The 18,415-nt window shown below is 56.8% G+C and carries 16 protein-coding genes and 4 pseudogenes; 13 read left to right on the top strand and 7 right to left on the bottom strand.

The genetic code is table 11. The annotated features are described in order from the left end of the window. Nucleotides 1–8: 8 nt before the first annotated feature. On the bottom strand, nt 9–1,178 hold the full coding sequence (locus ACOTZC_RS04520; RefSeq protein WP_045399212.1) for a pyridoxal phosphate-dependent aminotransferase: 1,170 nt from the start codon (nt 1,176–1,178) through the stop codon (nt 9–11). 115 nt (nt 1,179–1,293) lie between these two features. Between ACOTZC_RS04520 and ACOTZC_RS04515 the strand changes: the two genes are divergently transcribed. Further along, the gene (locus tag ACOTZC_RS04515) at nt 1,294–2,136 is read left to right on the top strand and encodes a LysR family transcriptional regulator (RefSeq protein ID WP_421635612.1); all 843 of its coding nucleotides are present in this window, start codon (nt 1,294–1,296) and stop codon (nt 2,134–2,136) included. On the opposite strand, the gene ACOTZC_RS04510 is transcribed toward ACOTZC_RS04515, so the two are convergent. Together ACOTZC_RS04510 and hglS are read right to left on the bottom strand one after the other, a co-directional pair. Next, complete coding sequence (locus ACOTZC_RS04510; protein ID WP_126303283.1) at nt 2,123–3,628, bottom strand: carboxylesterase/lipase family protein; 1,506 nt, start codon at nt 3,626–3,628, stop codon at nt 2,123–2,125. The two genes, ACOTZC_RS04515 and ACOTZC_RS04510, sit on opposite strands and share 14 nt — an antisense overlap. 43 nt (nt 3,629–3,671) lie before the next feature. Then, nucleotides 3,672–5,015, bottom strand: a complete 1,344-nt coding sequence (hglS, locus tag ACOTZC_RS04505) for a 2-oxoadipate dioxygenase/decarboxylase HglS (RefSeq protein WP_252040354.1) — start codon at nt 5,013–5,015, stop codon at nt 3,672–3,674. Nucleotides 5,016–5,542: 527 nt separating this feature from the next. Between hglS and ACOTZC_RS04500 the strand changes: the two genes are divergently transcribed. From ACOTZC_RS04500 to ACOTZC_RS04465, 8 genes and pseudogenes are all read left to right on the top strand, one after another. Next, a complete protein-coding gene (locus ACOTZC_RS04500) occupies nt 5,543–5,728 on the top strand; it encodes a general stress protein (protein WP_004150795.1) in 186 nt (61 codons plus the stop codon). Between the two features lie 94 nt (nt 5,729–5,822). Then, on the top strand, nt 5,823–6,317 hold the full coding sequence (locus ACOTZC_RS04495) for a ferritin-like domain-containing protein (protein WP_045399201.1): 495 nt from the start codon (nt 5,823–5,825) through the stop codon (nt 6,315–6,317). A 23-nt stretch (nt 6,318–6,340) separates the two neighbouring features. Further along, nucleotides 6,341–6,544, top strand: coding sequence for a hypothetical protein (locus tag ACOTZC_RS04490; protein ID WP_163353799.1), 204 nt, complete (start codon nt 6,341–6,343; stop codon nt 6,542–6,544). A gap of 25 nt (nt 6,545–6,569) precedes the next feature. After that, nucleotides 6,570–7,076, top strand: coding sequence for a ferritin-like domain-containing protein (locus ACOTZC_RS04485; RefSeq protein ID WP_163354099.1), 507 nt, complete (start codon nt 6,570–6,572; stop codon nt 7,074–7,076). Between the two features lie 15 nt (nt 7,077–7,091). Next, nucleotides 7,092–7,964: a manganese catalase family protein gene (locus tag ACOTZC_RS04480; RefSeq protein ID WP_421635611.1), complete on the top strand. Its 873-nt coding sequence runs from the start codon at nt 7,092–7,094 to the stop codon at nt 7,962–7,964. 68 nt (nt 7,965–8,032) lie between these two features. Then, complete coding sequence (locus tag ACOTZC_RS04475) at nt 8,033–9,436, top strand: cytochrome ubiquinol oxidase subunit I (protein ID WP_163353798.1); 1,404 nt, start codon at nt 8,033–8,035, stop codon at nt 9,434–9,436. Beyond that, the gene (cydB, locus tag ACOTZC_RS04470; protein WP_045399185.1) at nt 9,436–10,446 is read left to right on the top strand and encodes a cytochrome d ubiquinol oxidase subunit II; all 1,011 of its coding nucleotides are present in this window, start codon (nt 9,436–9,438) and stop codon (nt 10,444–10,446) included. Before ACOTZC_RS04475 ends, cydB begins: the two co-directional genes overlap by 1 nt. Before the next feature lie 8 nt (nt 10,447–10,454). Continuing rightward, a pseudogene (locus ACOTZC_RS04465) lies at nt 10,455–10,866 on the top strand (alpha-amylase family glycosyl hydrolase); the annotation flags it as partial. Here the strand turns inward: ACOTZC_RS04465 and ACOTZC_RS04460 are convergent. The 4 genes and pseudogenes from ACOTZC_RS04460 to ACOTZC_RS04445 all read right to left on the bottom strand — a co-directional run. Continuing rightward, nucleotides 10,866–11,711: pseudogene (locus ACOTZC_RS04460) on the bottom strand (SDR family oxidoreductase); the annotation flags it as partial. The pseudogenes ACOTZC_RS04465 and ACOTZC_RS04460 sit on opposite strands and share 1 nt — an antisense overlap. Before the next feature lie 17 nt (nt 11,712–11,728). Further along, nucleotides 11,729–12,247, bottom strand: a complete 519-nt coding sequence (locus ACOTZC_RS04455) for a 2-oxo-tetronate isomerase (RefSeq protein WP_163353797.1) — start codon at nt 12,245–12,247, stop codon at nt 11,729–11,731. Nucleotides 12,248–12,258: 11 nt separating this feature from the next. Then, nucleotides 12,259–12,685: pseudogene (locus tag ACOTZC_RS04450) on the bottom strand (DUF421 domain-containing protein). After that, nucleotides 12,619–13,167, bottom strand: a pseudogene (locus tag ACOTZC_RS04445) (hypothetical protein). The pseudogenes ACOTZC_RS04450 and ACOTZC_RS04445 overlap by 67 nt, the downstream one beginning before the upstream one ends. Nucleotides 13,168–13,305: 138 nt before the next feature. Between ACOTZC_RS04445 and ACOTZC_RS04440 the strand changes: the two are divergent. The 4 genes from ACOTZC_RS04440 (at nt 13,306) to ACOTZC_RS04425 (ending at nt 18,387) form a co-directional block, all read left to right on the top strand. Further along, nucleotides 13,306–13,695 carry a YdeI family stress tolerance OB fold protein gene (locus tag ACOTZC_RS04440; RefSeq protein ID WP_045399178.1) on the top strand — a complete coding sequence of 130 codons (390 nt, stop codon included), beginning with the start codon at nt 13,306–13,308 and terminating at the stop codon, nt 13,693–13,695. Between the two features lie 64 nt (nt 13,696–13,759). Next, nucleotides 13,760–14,644, top strand: a complete 885-nt coding sequence (locus ACOTZC_RS04435) for an SDR family oxidoreductase (protein WP_023311668.1) — start codon at nt 13,760–13,762, stop codon at nt 14,642–14,644. Between the two features lie 181 nt (nt 14,645–14,825). Then, nucleotides 14,826–15,749, top strand: coding sequence for a LysR substrate-binding domain-containing protein (locus tag ACOTZC_RS04430; protein WP_023311667.1), 924 nt, complete (start codon nt 14,826–14,828; stop codon nt 15,747–15,749). Between the two features lie 256 nt (nt 15,750–16,005). After that, complete coding sequence (locus tag ACOTZC_RS04425; RefSeq protein WP_421635610.1) at nt 16,006–18,387, top strand: glucose/quinate/shikimate family membrane-bound PQQ-dependent dehydrogenase; 2,382 nt, start codon at nt 16,006–16,008, stop codon at nt 18,385–18,387. Nucleotides 18,388–18,415 lie beyond the last annotated feature (28 nt).

The following is an 18,415-nucleotide window of genomic DNA, read 5'->3' as shown; positions in this document are numbered from 1 at the left end:
AGCCTATCTTAGCGTGGTTTAACCCGACACAGGGCCTGGGCACCTGCCCGTAACGTCGCCTCATCTTTCGCAAAAGAGAGACGAATCAATTTATTATCCGTACCGTCCGCATAAAACGCCGACAGCGGAATGGTGGCAACGCCGTACTCAACGATCAGCCGTTTCACCAGCTCACTGTCGCGCTCGTCGCTGAACTGGCTGTAGTCCGCCAGCATGAAGAACGATCCGGCGCTCGGCAGCAGCGTAAACGGCGAATCGGCCAGCAGACTGTGCAGCAGATCGCGCTTGCGCTGGTAAAACGCCGACAGCGACAGCCAGGTTTGCGGGTCGACCATATGCTCAGCAAACGCGTGCTGCATTGGCGTATCGGCAGAAAACATTAAAAATTGATGCACTTTACAAATCTCGTCCATCAGTACCGCCGGTGCAACACAGTAACCCACGCGCCACCCGGTGACGTGATAGGTTTTTCCGAAAGAGGAAATAATCACGCTGCGCTCTGCCAGCTGCGGGTGCGTGGCCATCCCGTGGTGTGGCTCGCCGTCAAAAACGACGTGTTCGTACACTTCGTCAGACAAAATAATGATGTCGGTATTGCGCGTCAGCGCCGCCAGCTGCTGCAGGTCACTGGCGGAGAAGACCTGACCGCTCGGATTGTGCGGCGTATTAATGATGATCATGCGCGTGCGCGGCGTGATCGCGGCGCGAACCTCATCCCAGTTGACGGCAAAATCCGGCACGGTGAGCTTGATGGCAATCGGGGTTGCCCCCTGAAGACGGACAATCGGCGCGTAGCTGTCAAAGGACGGCTCAAAGTAGATCACCTCATCGCCCGGGTGCACCAGCCCGCTAATCGCCGAATAGAGCCCTTCGCTGGCGCTGGCAGTCACCAGCACCTCGCTGGCCGGGTCGTACTGCGTGCCGTAGAGCGTGGCAATTTTATCGGCAATACGTTCTTTGAGCGGCTGTAGACCGGTCATCGACGCGTACTGGTTATGCCCCGCCTCCATTGCGCGGGTGACGCCCGCAATCAGCTTCGGGTCGCAGGAAAAATTCGGTGCGCCCTGAGAAAGGTTAATCGCGTTATGCTGCGCCGAGAGCTGGCCGATAACGGTAAAAATGGTGGTTCCCACATCCGGCAGTTTGGAGCGCGTTTGCACAGGCGTTCGTAAAGTCATCCTCTTTCCCTTCTCATGGACATTGCATAACTATTCAAACAACATCTGTGCTGTCGGGACAATCGAATTGTTGTCATAATAGCCATGAGAAAAATGCATAGCTGAGGTGATTTTTATGTCACGCCGTTCGCTCCCCCTTAATGCCATCGACGCATTTTTAGTCACTGCGCGTCACCTCAATCTTACCCATGCCGCCGCCGAACTGTGTCTGACGCAGGGGGCTGTGAGCCGCAAGATTGCCTCCCTTGAGGCGTGGTTTGGCTTTCCGCTTTTTGAGCGCCACGCGCGCGGGCTGCGCCTCTCACCGCAGGGTAGCGCCCTGCTTCCGGAGCTGCAGTCCGCTTTCGAGCAGCTGCTGTCTGTGGCCGACCAGGCCCGCAGCCAGCACACGGTGATCCGGCTGAAGGCCCCCACCTGCGCCATGCGCTGGCTGGTGCCGCGCCTGCTGGAGGTGGAGCGCGAGCATCCTGATCTGCAGATCGCGCTGACCACCACCACCGATCACAACGTCAATTTCAAAACCGAATCTTACGACGCGGCCATCGTGTTCGGCACGCACATGAGCGCAGGCGATCTGCTGTTCGAAGAGGCGCTCACCCCGGTGATAAGCCCGGTGCGGGCGGGTGCTGCGCTGGGTTCGTTAACATTCCTTCACCCCACAAGGGATAAGACGGACTGGTCGCTGTGGCTGACGAAACAGGAAGGCCCGGGCTTTGCCATGCACAAAAATCAACACTTCGACACGATGGATCTCGCCATTACGGCCGCTATTCAGGGGCTGGGCGTCGCCATCGCCGACGAAACGCTGGTGGCAGAAGATATTCACGCTGGAAGGCTGGTACGGCCCTATGAGACAAGCATAAAAACTGGCGCAAGCTACCGGCTGGTGCTGCGCGAAACGCCAGACGAGGAAAATGGTCTCGCGGCGTTTCGCCCCTGTTTGCTTAATCGAGGCTGACGTGGTGCTTCATTACCCGCTTGAAGAGGCTCATGCGGGCGCGCATAAAGCGGTTTTCAAGCCTGAACGCTGCATGTTTATTCACGCCAATGCGTAACAGAACGTCCCGACCTTTGCGGCACGCGGGCCAGTGCGTCGGCCCGGGCAGGATGTCGCGAGGACCCGCGTCACGCGCAAAGCTCACCCAGTAATCCGCCACGTGGGCAGCAAACTGCAGATCTCGCTCATTGACGTACTGACGTGAAGGCTCCACCTGACCGAGCGTATCGAAGACGTAGGGAACTTCGTTGCCGTGCCAGGCACCGTTGATGTACGTGGCATGTTCCGCCTCTGCGACATAGTCAAACCAGTAGCGCCAGCACAATCCGCCGACGCGCTGCTGGGCCTGCATCACCACGTAGCCCATGGTGGTAAACGCCATGTCGCGGCACACCTGCCTGCCCAGCTCTTCATCGCCTTTCACGCCCGGATAGAGCAATTTAATCAGCCCGAGCCCGAAGCGGCGTTCGCGCCGAAGCTTCTGAATTTGTCCGGCGAGATCGATGCCAAACACCGCCATCACGCTGGCCTCATCGCTGTTGGAGCCAATCATTACCGGCACCGGATGCTGACGGGCGGCGAAAAAGACGTCCAGCATGGCTTCCGGCAGAACACAGTCTCCAGCGATAGGCGCCGGGGCGACGTTCAGCGGCGCGTTGAGCGGCCAAAAGGCCTCGGGTGGGATCGCGCGCAGCTGTTCGGCGGTCGCATTTTCCAGTCCAAAATGGGCGGCCAGCGCTTCCCCTTTTTGCAGCGCCTGCTCGCGCGGCGTGTCAGGCAAGGTGTATCCGCTTTGCACAATCGCCTTATGGAACAATCCTGCGGCCAGCGGAGAGGCCAGCAGCGAGAGCACGCTGCGCGCGCCAGCGGATTCGCCAAACAGGGTCACATTGGCGGGATCGCCGCCAAACCCGGCGATGTTATCCCGTACCCATTCGAGCGCGGCGATCTGATCCAGCAGGGCAAAATTATGCACCACGCGCCCTTCCTCGCCTTCCAGCGCGGGATGGGCGAAAAAGCCGAGATGGCCGAGACGGTAGTTGATCGTGACCACAACCACGCCGCGCGAGGCCAGCGCTTTGCCGTTATAAGGCGGCAGGCCTCCGGCACCAATCGTAAACCCGCCTCCGTGCAGCCAGACCATAACCGGCAGCGGCTCGGCGCGCTCTGCGGGAGACCAGACGTTAAGGTAGAGGCAATCTTCGGAAAACTGCCCCGGATCGCCGCCGCCTAGCTCCTGGCAGTACTCGCTGTTTTGCCAGCTTGAGGGCGAGAAGGCCGTGGCCTCGCGCAGGCCATCCCAGCGTTCAGGCGGCCGGGGCGAGCGCCAGCGCCACTCCCCAACGGGCGGCGCGGCATAGGGAATACCGCACCAGAGGTGGACGTTTTCATCGGTTAAACCAGACAGTGCGCCCTGGCGCGTTTCAACCACAGGGGCGGAAGGATTTTGCATAACGACCTTAATTTTTCCATCACACCCCAGCAGAGTAACGATTTCAGAGCAAACCGCAACGCTGTTTGCTGCGCGTTTCAGCCTCCTGGTAGAGCGTAAACTCGTCATACACCGGGCATCCCAGCGCATCTTCAAACGCATCGCGGCTGGCGTTACCGTGGCTGCGGGCCTGGGTTTCGTTCCCGAGGTTGGACTGGAAAATCCCCGCGGCGCTGACCGGGAGGAAATCTTCGTAGGTGATGGGCTGGGCAACCACCCATCCGCGCTCGATCAGCGGCTGCGGATCGTCTCCGGGACGAAACGCATGCCGATGCGCTTCCCCGGCTGGCGTCAGGCGGTAGCGGAAATAAGCCAGCTCCTGACGGCGCATGAGCATTTCGCTATCCGGGAAGGCGTTAAAAATCTCCCGCAGATGCAGCTGATGGGTCAGGTTATCTTTACCGGTACCGGCCTGGGCGAGGAGGCTATCGTACAGTTCACGGCCTTTCGGGGTCAGCGCCACGCCGCGCTGTTCAATCTCACCGAAGCGCGCGGTGTGGGTGCCTTTATCTTCACCGGCAAACAGCACCGGCTCTTCCAGCGCCTTGAAGCTGGTTTGACGCAATAAGACGGGCACCTCGCGACGCGGCGGCCCTTCGATCAGAATTTTTGGTTCGATACCGTACTTCGGCATCAGCTCCTGCACCCGGTCAATGTCCAGCGTGCGAGGCGTGAGATGGTTAATATGGCAGCCCGGGAAGCAGACCACGTCGGCAATCAGACGGTGCTCGTTGTGCAGCGCCAGATAGGTCTCCCGATCGACCGTCGCGTGACGGTGCCAGCGGAAAGTTTCTAACGCTTCCTGCACAAACTCATGGGCCTGTGCGTCAGAAAACTCCCCTTCCGACTCGTGCAGGTCGATCAGTTCCAGGCAGCGCGGGGTGAAGATGTTGCGGTGAGACAGGATCTCCGCGGCACGCTCGCGCAGCGCGACGTTTTCAATCAGCTCAAGACGCAGCAGCGAGGTAAAGATACGAAACGGATTCCGGCACAGCGCCGCATCCTCTATCGGACGAAACGCCGTTGAGTGGACGGGCACCCCCGCCTGAGAGAGATCGTAATAGCTGACCGGGTACATGCCCATAATGGCAAACATACGGCGCAGGGTTGAAAGTTCCTGTGCCGTGCCGACGCGGATCGCCCCGTGACGCTCCACGTTCAGGCGCGCAAGCTCATCGGCGTTAGCCAGTTGTTCATGTAATAGTGGATTATTTTCCAGAACCGCCAGGTTTACGTCCGCAACCAGTTCAAGCAAGGTGCCGTACTGCGGAACTTCCTGCTGGTACATCGCCGACATAGCCTGCGAAAAGTGTTCCCGAATGTCATCAGCAGTGATGGTGTTCGCCATGATGTCATGCCTCCAGTGAATATTACCTGGAGTGTAGAGAAACCCGTTCCTTCCGGGGGGAAGAATTTCTGAATTGTGATCTTAAGACGACAGTGGTCAAACCGTGTGCTACTGGTCCCTGAAGAGCGCCGAACGGAACCGCCCTTTAAACCTGAACGCTTTTATCCAGGATTTTCCTTATAATTATTTAGGGCTCCGCTTTCTAGCTATAAAGGAGTATTTTTTGGGTCTCTCCTGAATGCAAACTAACCAATTCGAGTAAGACATTATTTTTATCCTCACCTTTCAAATTTTTAGCTCGAAGTTGGGATTAATCTGAATGGCTGTTTACAAGTCCTTCCTGTCTATCCATATTTCTCTTTTAAGCGAAGCGTAAATATACAAATATTTAAAAATAACGCAACCGCAAATAGCAAAACGCATTTGACGGATGCCGCAGAGCGACTAGAGTTATTACTCGAACGACGAGTGATACGGAATATTTTCGTATCGTACTGGCATAACCAATATATGACTATGAGGTTTATATGGCAGAGCATCGTGGTGGTTCCGGTAATTTCGCTGAAGACCGTGAAAAAGCATCAGAAGCTGGACGTAAAGGTGGCCAGCATAGCGGTGGGAACTTTAAAAACGATCCGCAACGCGCTTCTGAAGCGGGTAAGAAAGGGGGACAGAACAGTCACGGCGGAGGCCGTAAATCTGATAACTCCTGATCTTATTTAATACTCTTTTAATAAAACCAGAGAGCATGCTGCGGGCTGAAAAGCTCGCAGTACCCTTTCTTTATTTTACCGGAGCGTAATTATTATGAATATGAAAAGCGTCGAGGATGTCTTTATTCATCTTCTGTCGGATACTTACAGCGCAGAAAAGCAGCTTACCCGAGCGTTAAGCAAGCTTGCCCGCGCCGCCTCCAGCGAGAAGCTGAGCGCAGCTTTTACCGCCCACCTGGAAGAGACGCAGGGTCAGATTGAACGTATTGACCAAATCGTTGAGCAGGAAGACGGTATTAAGATCAAACGCATGAAGTGCGTGGCGATGGAAGGCTTAATTGAAGAAGCCAACGAAGTCATCGAAAGTACGGAAAAAAATGAAGTACGTGATGCCGCACTTATTGCCGCCGCGCAAAAAGTCGAACATTACGAAATTGCCAGCTACGGTACCCTTGCCACATTAGCAGAGCAACTGGGCTATAAAAAAGCCGTTAAGCTTCTTGCCGAAACGCTGGAAGAAGAAAAAGAGACCGACCTTAAACTCACCAACCTGGCCGTAGGAAATATTAACCAAAAAGCGCAGAAATGACGCAATAATACAGGTTAAATAAAATGAGCATCAGTCCCAGGACAATTAAATGGTGCCATTTAGCGGCAGCCATAATATGGTTCATTCTCGCCATCCCCTCCGTAATATGGTGGAAGAATAGCGTGCTATGGGTCATTATCATCAGTATTTACGCCAATATTGTCGGCCATTTATCTGGCTACAGTGCCGCGCGTGCCGATCAGGCTGCTGAAAGTGAGACCAAATAAGCGAACCCCTAATGAGGATACAATGATGAATCACGTAGAACACTACCATGACTGGCTACGCGATGCCCATGCGATGGAAAAGCAAGCCGAATCTATGCTGGAATCCATGGCCAGCCGTATCGATAATTATCCTGATGTTCGCGCCAGAATTGAGCAGCATATTAATGAGACAAAACGGCAAATTACATTGCTGGAAGAAATCCTCGACCGTAATGATATTTCTCGTTCGGTTTTAAAAGATTCGATGAGCAAAATGGCGGCGCTCGGGCAGTCCATTGGCGGCATGTTCCCGTCGGATGAGATCGTAAAGGGCTCGATCAGCGGCTATGTTTTCGAACAGTTTGAAATAGCCTGTTATACCTCCCTGCTCGCGGCGGCTAAGAAAGCAGGCGACGTCACCTCGGTGCCGGCCATCGAGACGATTCTGGCGGAAGAGCGCGAAATGGCCGACTGGCTGATCCGCCATATTCCGCAGACCACGGAACAGTTCCTGTTGCGTTCAGACGCATCGGGCGTCGAAGCGAAAAAATAATCCGGGAGAATCGCCATGTTCCGACACGTCAAACAGCTGCAATACACGGTTCGCGTTGCCGAACCGAACCCTGGCCTCGCCAACCTTTTACTGGAACAGTTCGGTGGGCCGCAGGGTGAACTGGCTGCCGCCTGCCGGTACTTTACACAAGGATTGAGCGATGACGATCCGGGCCGTAAAGATATGCTGATGGATATCGCGACCGAGGAGCTAAGCCACCTCGAAATCATCGGTACTCTGGTCGGCATGCTTAATAAAGGTGCCAAAGGCGCGCTGGCGGAAGGGGTGGAAAACGAGGCCGAGCTGTATCGCTCCATGACCGAAAACGGCAATGACAGCCACATCACCTCCCTGCTGTACGGTGGCGGCACCCCGCTCACTAACTCGGCGGGCGTGCCCTGGACGGCGGCCTACGTCGATACCATCGGCGAGCCAACGGCGGACCTGCGCTCAAACTTGGCAGCAGAGGCCAGAGCGAAAATCATCTATGAACGGCTGATCAACGTGACCGACGATCCCGGCGTAAAGGATGCCCTGGCGTTTCTGATGACGCGCGAGGCGGCGCATCAGCTCTCCTTTGAGAAGGCGCTGCAGTCCATCCGTAATAATTTCCCACCGGGAAAATTGCCGCCAATCGAGGAATTCACCAACAAGTACTACAATATGTCTGAAGGTGGAGAGGTTCGCGGAAGCTGGAACAGCGATAAACATTTCGATTACGTTGAGTCCCCCCAGCCTGCGGTTGACGGCGGCGATGGCAGCGCAAGCGTCACGCTCACGACCGAACAGGCAACCCTGGTCAAGGCGATGTCTGCCCGCACGAAGTCCGATCCACATTCTGACCCGCTGACCGGTGCCGAGCTGGGTGCCGGTAAGACTAAACCGTAATCGGTTTTGCCGGGCAGCCATAAACTGCCCGGCAATTCTCGTGCCCCATCGTTTCAGAGGTACGGACCATGTTCGAACTCGACGCGTTCCATCTGGCCAGAATTCAGTTCGCTTTTACCGTCTCGTTTCATATCCTTTTTCCTGCGATCACCATCGGCCTCGCCAGCTATCTGGTGGTGCTGGAGGGCATGTGGCTGCGCACCAAAAACGATGTCTGGCGATCGTTGTACCATTTCTGGCTCAAGATATTTGCCGTTAACTTCGGGATGGGTGTCGTTTCCGGCCTGGTCATGGCGTACCAGTTTGGCACCAACTGGAGCGGGTTCTCACAGTTCGCGGGCAGTATTACCGGCCCCCTTCTGACCTATGAAGTGTTAACCGCCTTCTTCCTTGAAGCCGGTTTCCTTGGCGTCATGATGTTCGGCTGGAATAAGGTCGGCCCGGGCCTGCACTTCTTTTCTACCTGCATGGTGGCGCTCGGCACGCTGATGTCGACCTTCTGGATCCTCGCGTCCAACAGCTGGATGCATACGCCGCAGGGCTTCACTATCGAAAACGGACAGGTTATTCCGCAGGACTGGCTGGCGATCGTCTTTAATCCCTCCTTCCCTTACCGCCTGATTCATATGGCTATCGCCGCGTTTCTGAGCAGCGCGCTGTTTGTCGGCGCGTCGGGCGCATGGCACCTGCTGCGCGGTAACAATACCCCCGCCGTCCGCACCATGTTTTCCATGGCGATGTGGATGGCGCTGCTGGTCGCCCCCATCCAGGCGGTCGTGGGCGATATGCACGGCCTGAACACGCTTGAGCATCAGCCGGCCAAAATTGCCGCCATTGAGGGACACTGGGAAAACCCGCCCGGCGAGGCCACTCCGCTTCTGCTGTTTGGCCTGCCGGATATGGACGAGGAGCGCACTAAATACGGTCTTGAGATCCCCGCGCTCGGCAGCCTTATTCTGACGCACAGCCTGGACAAGCAGGTCCCGGCGCTGAAGGATTTCCCGAAAGAAGATCGGCCAAACTCGACCATCGTTTTCTGGTCGTTCCGCGTCATGGTCGGGATGGGGCTGCTGATGATTACCCTCGGGCTGATTAGCGTCTGGCTGCGCTATCGCCATCGGCTATACCACTCTCGCCCGTTCCACTGGTTTGCCCTCTGTATGGGGCCTGCCGGGCTGCTGGCGCTGCTCGCCGGCTGGGTCACCACCGAGGTGGGCCGCCAGCCGTGGGTGGTCTACGGCTATCTGCGCACCATCGACGCGGTATCGCTGCACAGCACCCTGCAGATGAGCATCAGCCTGCTGGCGTTCTTCGTCGTCTACTCGTCGGTGTTTGGGGTGGGCTATGTTTACCTCATCCGGCTGATTAAAAAAGGACCACAGCCTGTCGATACGCTGACGTCAAACACCTCGGGCACACCCGCCCGTCCGCTGTCTGCCGCTGAGTCTGTTCCTGAAGAGGAGAGTACCTGATGGGCGTCGATATCTCAGTTATCTGGTTTGCCATCATCGTCTTTGCCACGCTGATGTACATCATCATGGATGGCTTTGATCTGGGCATCGGCCTGCTGTTTAACTTTGTGGGCGATGCGAAGGAGCGCGATGTGATGGTCAACAGCGTGGCGCCGGTCTGGGACGGCAATGAGACCTGGCTGGTACTCGGCGGCGCAGGGTTATTCGGCGCTTTTCCGCTGGCCTATGCGGTGATTATTGATGCGCTGACGATCCCCCTCACCGCGATGCTGATCGGTCTCATCTTTCGCGGCGTCGCCTTTGAGTTCCGCTTCAAAGCCACGCCGTCGCACCGCAAATTCTGGGATTACTCCTTTGCCGGCGGCTCCCTGCTCGCGACCTTCAGCCAGGGCGTGGTGGTGGGCGCCGTGATTAACGGCTTCGACGTTGAGGGGAGGCGTTTCGCTGGCTCCGCACTTGACTGGCTCACCCCCTTCAATCTCTTCTGCGGTATCGGTCTCGTTGTGGCCTACACGCTGCTGGGCACCACCTGGCTCATTATGAAAAGTGAAGGCGCGCTGCAGGCCCGCATGCGCGAGCTGACCCGCCACGTGCTGCTGGCGCTGATCGTGGTTATTGCGGTAGTGAGCATCTGGACGCCGCTCGGCTGGCAGTACGTGGCCGAGCGCTGGTTTACCTTGCCCAACTTCTTCTTGTTCCTGCCGGTTCCTCTGCTGGTAGGGCTTTTCAGCGTGCTGATCTGGCGCCTGACCCGCAACCCGGCCAGCCACTCCCGCCCCTTCCTGCTGACGCTGGGGCTTATTTTCCTCGGGTTTAGCGGGCTCGGCATCAGCCTCTGGCCGAACATTATTCCGCCGCGCATCACCCTGTGGGAAGCCGCGGCCCCGCCTGCCAGCCAGCTGTTTATGCTGGTAGGCACGCTGCTGATTATTCCGGTGATCCTGGTGTACACCGCCTGGAGCTACTACGTCTTCCGGGGCAAAGTGTCGGATACTGAAGGCTATCACTGAGGAACGCTATGACCGACTGGCATACACGAGCCATTATTTATCAGATTGATACCGCGCTATTTTATGATTTGAACGGCGATGGCTGCGGGGACATCGCCGGGATCGCGGCCAAGCTGCGCTATATTCGCCGCATGGGGGCGACGGTCATCTGGCACCCCGTTTTACCTCACGCCCTTTCTCGATGAAGGCTACGACGTCAGCGACCACCTCCAGGTGGATCCCCGCTTCGGAAAGCTGGCCGATATCATCGCTTTTATCGAACAGGCCCGCGAGCTGGGCATGCAGGTCATTATCGAGCTGCTGATCCAGCACACGTCGGACGCGCATCCCTGGTTCCAGCAGGCCCGCCGTAACCCGGCGTCACCCTATCGTGATTACTACCTCTGGTCGGATAACGACGAGGACGATACGCCCCCCATGTGCAGATCGTTAACCGGCTGGTTGAGGTAGTCCCTGCGATCCGGCGCGTTGAGATCGTCGGTCATCTGGCCTTCCCACGCCTTTTTCACCATCAGCCGGTCGAGAAAACCGGGGAAGAAAAATTGCCCGACAATTGACTGGATGGTGCTGCTGCCGACCCACAGCTCGCGAACCGGTTTTTGCGCCACCCTGAAGATGGCGCTGGCGGCCACCTCAGGCTCAAAGACAGGCGGCACCGGGCGCATCGCCCAGGCAAACTTGTTCCTCGCCCATTCGAACTGCGGGGTATTGAGCCCGGGCATCTGCACCATCGAAAGCTGAACCCGGCTGTTCTCATGCATCAGCTCGGTACGCACCGCGTCGGTGAACCCGCGGATCGCCGCTTTTGCCCCGCAGTAGGCTGACTGCAGCGGAATGGAACGGTAGGCCAGCGCGGACCCCACCTGGATTATTACGCCCCTGTCGCGCGGAACCATAAGTTCGAGCGCGGCGCGAGTGCCGTTCACGTAGCCGAGGTACGTCACCTCAGTCACGCGGCGAAACTCGTCCGGCGTGAGGGTTCGGAACGGTGCCAGAACGGCCCCCATCGCGTTGTTCACCCAGACATCAATCGAGCCGAGGCGATACTCAATTTCGTTAGCGGCATCCACCACCGCCTGGCTGTCGGCGACGTCCGCCTGCACGGCGTGGGCATTAACGCCAAAGCGCCGTAATTCCTCCTGGGTAGAGTGCAGGCTGGCTTCATCGCGGGCGATGAGCCCCACGTCGTAACCCGCCTTTGCAAAGTGCAGCGCCGTGGCTTTTCCCACGCCCGCTGTCCCGCCGGTAATCACTATGACAGCCATAGAACCTCCACGTGAGTTTATTCGTTATTCCCGTCCGACAACGTTGTCACCACTTCAGCCAGCGAGTAATGCACCGCTTTTTCGACCACGTCCTGACAATCACCGGAGAAAAACACGGTGCGGGTCTTCGTCTCGCCGCGTATGTTCCACGCAAAGCAGACCGTCCCCGCCGCCGTGCCGTCGTCGCCCCCTTCCGGGCCCGCGTAGCCGCTGATGGCGATGCTGATATCCGCCTGGGCGATGTCGCGGATACTGGCGGCCATCTCGGTTACCGTCTGCTCGCTCACGGCAGTAAACCGCGCCAGCGTCTCAGGGCGCACGCCGAGGATCCGCGCTTTGGCTTCATCGCTGAACACGACCAGGCCGACATCATAAAATTCGGCGGTGTTTTCCTCTGCGCAAAGCGCCACCGAGAGCTTTCCGCCCGTGCAGGATTCCGCGGTGGTTAAGCGAAGCCCGAGATCGGTTAATTTGCTCGCCAGCTTTTTCGTCAGTTCACCCACGGTATTATTGCTGTCGTGAAAAAGATTGCTCATCTTGCCGCCTCTTATTTCTCGAAAGGAATGATTGAAATATGGCCATTGCGCTCAAGTATGGCATATTTAGTGTCGCTTATTTCCGTAATGCCATTATTTTGACGCGCGGACACCAGAATATCATCACAGGACACGTCAACTTTTTTTCAGTTTATCGGCTAACGGCACGCCGTTCTCAACAAGAATAACATTAGTGCCACCCAGAATATTCTCAACCGGCGAGAAATATTCCTTCATCAGCCCGAAAATAATATCCGCCACCACCAGCGTGGTAATGGTAATCATCGCGCCGGTCACGGAAAAATCTTGTCCGAGAAGCGCCTGCTGCGTGGCTTCACTAATTATCAAGAGCAGAATGAGATCGAAGCTGGTCATCTGCAGCAGCGCGCGACGCCCGGCCACTTTAAATACCACCACCAGAAACAGATAAATAGCCAGATGTTAATTTCCGGCTCGCTGTTGACGCGGAAGACGGTGTTCCATTTACCGGCTATGGAAGGTGTCGTGAACAATAACACGGAGAAGCGGTCGGTTTTTTTCAGGTTGTTATAGACAAAAAAGAGGGTCTTTCAGCGGCTGAACATAGCGTCCGGCTGCGGCCAGACGCTGCCGGGCTCATACGCATCGCTGCTCTCGCAGGCCATGCTGAGGACATACTTCCCCTCCGTTTGCACCGGAAACGCGAGCGCCATCCGCGTCTCTGTCTCCCGTCGCCCAAAGCGTTCATAGTTTATGGTCAATGATTTAGCGGAATTCGTTTTGACCGTGTCGCTGACCATTCCGCTGGAAAAAAAACCGGCAATCGCTGCGACGATAATACCCAGCATAACAATAAAACCCACCTGACGAAACGCGTATTCAAACGTCAGCAAACGGTAACTCTCATCTATCCCGGGTAACTTTTCATTTTCACGCTTCATGGCCATCGTCACCGTTTCGCTTATTATCCGATAATTTTGATTTCTAACGCGAATGTTTTTAGGACTTATCACATTTGCCACATAAAGGAATAGCAACAATACTTAATAAGTCAAGAGACGCAAAATGAAGGATATCGGATGAAATTATCACTTATTTCCGCTTTATTGATATTTCTGGTACCGGCCGCATGGGCAGATAATAACGGGGGTTTACAAAAAGGCGAAGCGCCACCGCCTCCACACGCGCTTGATAGCGGATATCGCGGAACCGATGACGCGCGTATTATGACCATCAGGCAGGCAAAAGAATTGCATGATGGCGCGACAATTTCATTACGCGGTAATCTTATTGACGGTAGCGGCGATAAGTTTATATTTCAGGATAAAACCGGAAAAATCGACGTTATTATTCCCCAGGCAGTCTTCGACGGCAGAACGGTAAAACCCGACCAGATGATCAGTATCAACGGTTCGCTTGATAAAAAATCATCTCCTGCCGTCGTCCGTGTTGATCGTTTGCAGAAATAATTCAGCGAAGCGTTAACGCTGCAGTTATCCATCAAATCTCACCCCTTGGCTTAAGGAGTCAGCTATGAGTGATACTAAACAACGTACGAACGCTTACCCGCAGCCCCCGTTCCCGGAACAGCCGCAAACGCCGCCGGGACTGGCATCCGAAATGCAGCCTGTACCCGACCACGGGGAAACAAGCTACAAAGGACATGGCCGCCTGGCCGGCAAAAAAGCGCTGATTACCGGCGGAGACTCCGGGATTGGTCGCGCGGTCGCTATCGCCTATGCTCGTGAAGGCGCTGACGTTGCCATTAACTACCTTCCCGAAGAGGAAAAAGACGCCGCTGAGGTCATCGACCTGATTGAAGCCGAAGGCCGCAAGGCTATCGCGCTGCCGGGGGACGTCCGGGACGAAACCTTCTGTCAGAATCTGGTCGAAGAAGCCGTGTCGAAACTGGGCGGGCTGGACATTCTGGTCAACAACGCCGGCCGTCAGCAGTTCCGTGAATCGCTTGAAGAACTGACCACGGAAGATTTTGACGCAACGTTTAAAACCAACGTTTACGCTCCGTTCTGGATCACCAAGGCGGCGCTGCGCCACCTGAAAGCGTCGTCCGTTATCATTAATACCTCGTCCGTTCAGGCGGTGAAGCCTAGCCCCGTGCTGCTGGACTACGCCCAGACGAAAGCCTGTCTGGCGGTGTTTACCAAATCCTTAGCCAAACAACTGGGTCCGAAAGGTATTCGCGTCAACGCGGTTGCCCCTGGCCCTTACTGGACGGTACTGCAGTCCAGCGGCGGGCAGCCGATGGAAAAAGTGAAGGAGTTCGGCGGCGACACCCCGCTGGGACGTCCGGGCCAGCCCGTCGAGATTGCCCCGCTGTACGTCACGCTGGCCTCGGATGAATGTTCATTTACGTCCGGCCAGGTGTGGTGTTCCGATGGCGGTGACGGCGTGATCTAAACCGTTAAACGATACCCCTCCGCTATGAGCAATAAATGAACAAGGATGTTCGCTTTTATTCCCCCGCCAAAAAACATGTTGTAACTCAAACAGATCAAATGTTAAAAATATTTTGCTATCAGGTTATCAAAATTAAACAACTTAACTTGTCACCCGCATCGCTCTGTTTTTAACATCGCCTATGGAAAAAAATGGTCTGTTCAGTCAGCGCATACGCTTGCGCCATTTGCATACATTTGTGGCCGTCGCTCAACAGGGAACGCTGGGGCGTGCGGCTGAAACTCTCAACCTGAGCCAGCCTGCGCTCTCAAAAACCCTCAACGAGCTGGAACAGCTGACCGGTGCCCGTCTTTTTGACCGCGGCCGGCTGGGGGCGCAGCTTACCATCGTGGGCGAACAGTTCCTCACGCACGCCGTGAAAGTGCTGGATGCGCTCAATACCGCAGGCCAGTCCCTGCACAGAAAAGAAGAGCAAACCAGTGAGGTGGTGCGCGTGGGTGCTTTGCCTACCGCGGCGCTGGGCATCCTTCCACCCGTTATCGGCCAGTTCCACAAGCAGCAGCGGCATACCACGATTCAGGTCGCTACCATGAATAACACTATGCTGCTCGCGGGGCTGAAATCGGGCGAACTGGATCTCGGAATCGGTCGCATGTCCGACCCTGAGCTGATGGGCGGCCTCAACTATGAACTGCTGTTCCTGGAGTCCCTGAAGCTGGTGGTTCGTCCCGATCACCCCCTGCTGCAGGACACAGTCACATTAAGCCGCGTTATGGAGTGGCCGGTAGTGGTCTGCCCAAAAGGGACAGTTCCCCGCCAGACCGCAGAAACCTTGCTGCAAATGCAGGGGTGTACGCTGCCCTCAGGATGTATCGAAACGCTGTCGGCCTCGCTTTCGCGCCAGCTTACGCTGGATTATGACTACGTCTGGTTCGTCCCATCCGGCGCGGTGAAAGATGATTTACGTCAGGGAACGCTGATTGCCCTGCCGATTACCTCCCCCGGCCCCGGTGAACCTATCGGCATTTTGACCCGCGTAGACACGCCGCTTTCAACGGGCGCGCAGACGCTGCTGAGCGCTATCCGTAAATCAATGCCGGTCTGACACCTTTCTCTTCTCATCCTAACCCTCTCCCCAGCGGGGCGAGGGCATTGTCCTGCGCCCTAATCAATTAATGCGAAATCATTCATTAACAATTGCGCAAAACATTTTAACAGTTTTATCATAGCGACGAATTCACCAAATGGTTCGTAAATAATTTTACAACCCCGAATTCACCCGTATTAATCATTCTTCCCTCCGCATTTATTACCCAACTGGTACATACCCAGCACGACGGGGGGATCTTAAGGAGACAGAAATGGCATTTGGCAGCGCGCCACGTGGGATACCGCGTATCCTGCAGTGGCTTCTTGCCGGACTGATGTTGCTCATCGGTCTGGCGGTCGGCGGGCTGGGCTTTAAGCTCGTCACCGTAGGCGGAAGTGGATACTTCCTGATAATGGGCGTGGTGATGGTGATTGCCGCGATCCTGATTTTCCTAAATCGCAGCAGCGGGATCGCGCTTTACGGCATCGCCTTTATTGCCTCGCTGTTCTGGGCGGTAGGCGATGCCGGCTGGGATTTCTGGCCGCTCTTCTCTCGCCTGTTTACCTTTGCCGTACTGGCCTTCCTCTGCGCCATCGTCTGGCCTTTCCTGCGCGCGGCAAACCACAGCACCGCGAACAAGGCTCCCGCTTTTGGCGTCGCGGCCTTGCTCGCGGTGGCGATGCTGGTCAGCCTGGGCTGGATGTTTAAGCCGCAGACCCTCGTGGCAGCGAACGAGCCCGTTCCGGTGAAACCCGTCGCCCCCGGCGAGCAGCAAAAAAACTGGGAGCACTGGGGCAATACCACCCACGGCGACCGTTTCGCCGCGCTGGACCAGATTAACAAGCACAACGTCAGCGACCTGAAGGTCGCCTGGGTTGCGCACACCGGCGATATTCCGCAGAGCAACGGCTCCGGCGCGGAAGATCAGAACACGCCATTGCAGATTGGCGACACGCTATACGTCTGTACCCCATACAGCAAAGTTCTGGCGCTGGACGTGGATTCCGGCAAAGAAAAATGGCGCTACGATTCCAAAGCCACGGCGCCTAACTGGCAGCGCTGCCGCGGTCTGGGCTATTTTGAAGATCATTCCAGCGTGACAACGTCACAGGCAGAAACACAGCCTGCTGCATGCCCTCGCCGCCTGTTCCTGCCGACCACCGACGCCCGCCTGATTGCCATCAACGCGGATACCGGCAAGGTCTGCGAAGATTTCGGCGACCATGGTACCGTGGATCTGAGCGTCGGCATGGGCGAGATCAAGCCCGGATATTATCAGCAGACCTCTACGCCGCTGGTCGCAGGCAATGTTGTCGTCGTCGGCGGTCGCGTCGCGGATAACTACTCAACCGGCGAACCGCCGGGCGTGGTGCGCGCCTACGACGTGCACACCGGTAAGCTGGCGTGGGCGTGGGACCCGGGTAATCCGAACCTGACCGGCCTGCCGCCGGAAGGCCAGACCTACACCCGCGGCACGCCGAACGTCTGGTCAGCGATGTCCTACGACGCTAAGCTGAATCTGATCTACCTGCCAACCGGCAACGCCACCCCGGATTTCTGGGCGGGCGAACGTACCGCGCTGGATGATAAGTACAGTTCCTCCATCGTCGCCGTCGACGCGACCACCGGTCAGGTGCGCTGGCATTTCCAGACGACCCATCACGACCTGTGGGATTTCGACCTGCCTTCCCAGCCGCTGCTGTACGATCTGCCTGACGGTAAAGGCGGCACCACGCCTGTGCTGGTGCAGACCAGCAAGCAGGGTATGATCTTCATGCTTAACCGCGAAACCGGCAAGCCGGTGGCGAAGGTAGAAGAGCGTCCCGTTCCGGCAGGTAACGTTGAGGGTGAACGCTACTCTCCGACCCAGCCGTATTCCGTTGGCATGCCGATGATTGGCAACCAGACGCTGACCGAATCCGACATGTGGGGGGCGACGCCTGTCGACCTGCTGCTGTGCCGCATTCAGTTTAAAGAGATGCGCCATCAGGGCGTCTTCACCCCGCCGGGTCTCGACCGTTCCCTGCAGTTCCCCGGCTCTCTCGGCGGGATGAACTGGGGCAGCGTCTCCGTTGACCCGAACAACAGCCTGATGTTCGTCAACGATATGCGCCTGGGCCTGGCAAACTACATGGTGCCGCGCGCTAACGTGGCGAAAAACGCCAGCGGCATCGAGATGGGCATCGTACCAATGGACGGCACCCCGTTCGGCGCGATGCGCGAACGCTTCCTGTCACCGCTGGGCATTCCGTGCCAGAAGCCGCCGTTTGGCACCATGTCGGCCGTTGACCTGAAAACCGGCAAGCTGGTGTGGCAGGTACCTGTCGGCACGGTGGAAGATACCGGCCCGCTGGGCATTCGCATGCACATGCCAATCCCAATCGGCATGCCGACGCTGGGCGCATCGCTCTCTACCCAGTCCGGCCTTCTGTTCTTCGCCGGCACGCAGGATTTCTACCTGCGCGCGTTTGATACCGCCACCGGGAAAGAGATCTGGAAAGACCGCCTGCCGGTCGGCAGCCAGTCCGGCCCGATGACCTACGTGTCGCCGAAAACCGGTAAGCAGTACATCATCATTAACGCCGGGGGCGCCCGACAGTCGCCGGATCGCGGTGATTACGTTATCGCGTACGCGTTGCCCGATAAGCAATAAGATGTGAAAAAGGGACCGAAAGGTCCCT

Source organism: Enterobacter cloacae complex sp. SHL009 (assembly GCF_049237205.1).
Classification (GTDB): domain Bacteria; phylum Pseudomonadota; class Gammaproteobacteria; order Enterobacterales; family Enterobacteriaceae; genus Enterobacter; species Enterobacter cloacae_M.
This window is presented reverse-complemented; position numbering and strand designations above follow the sequence as displayed.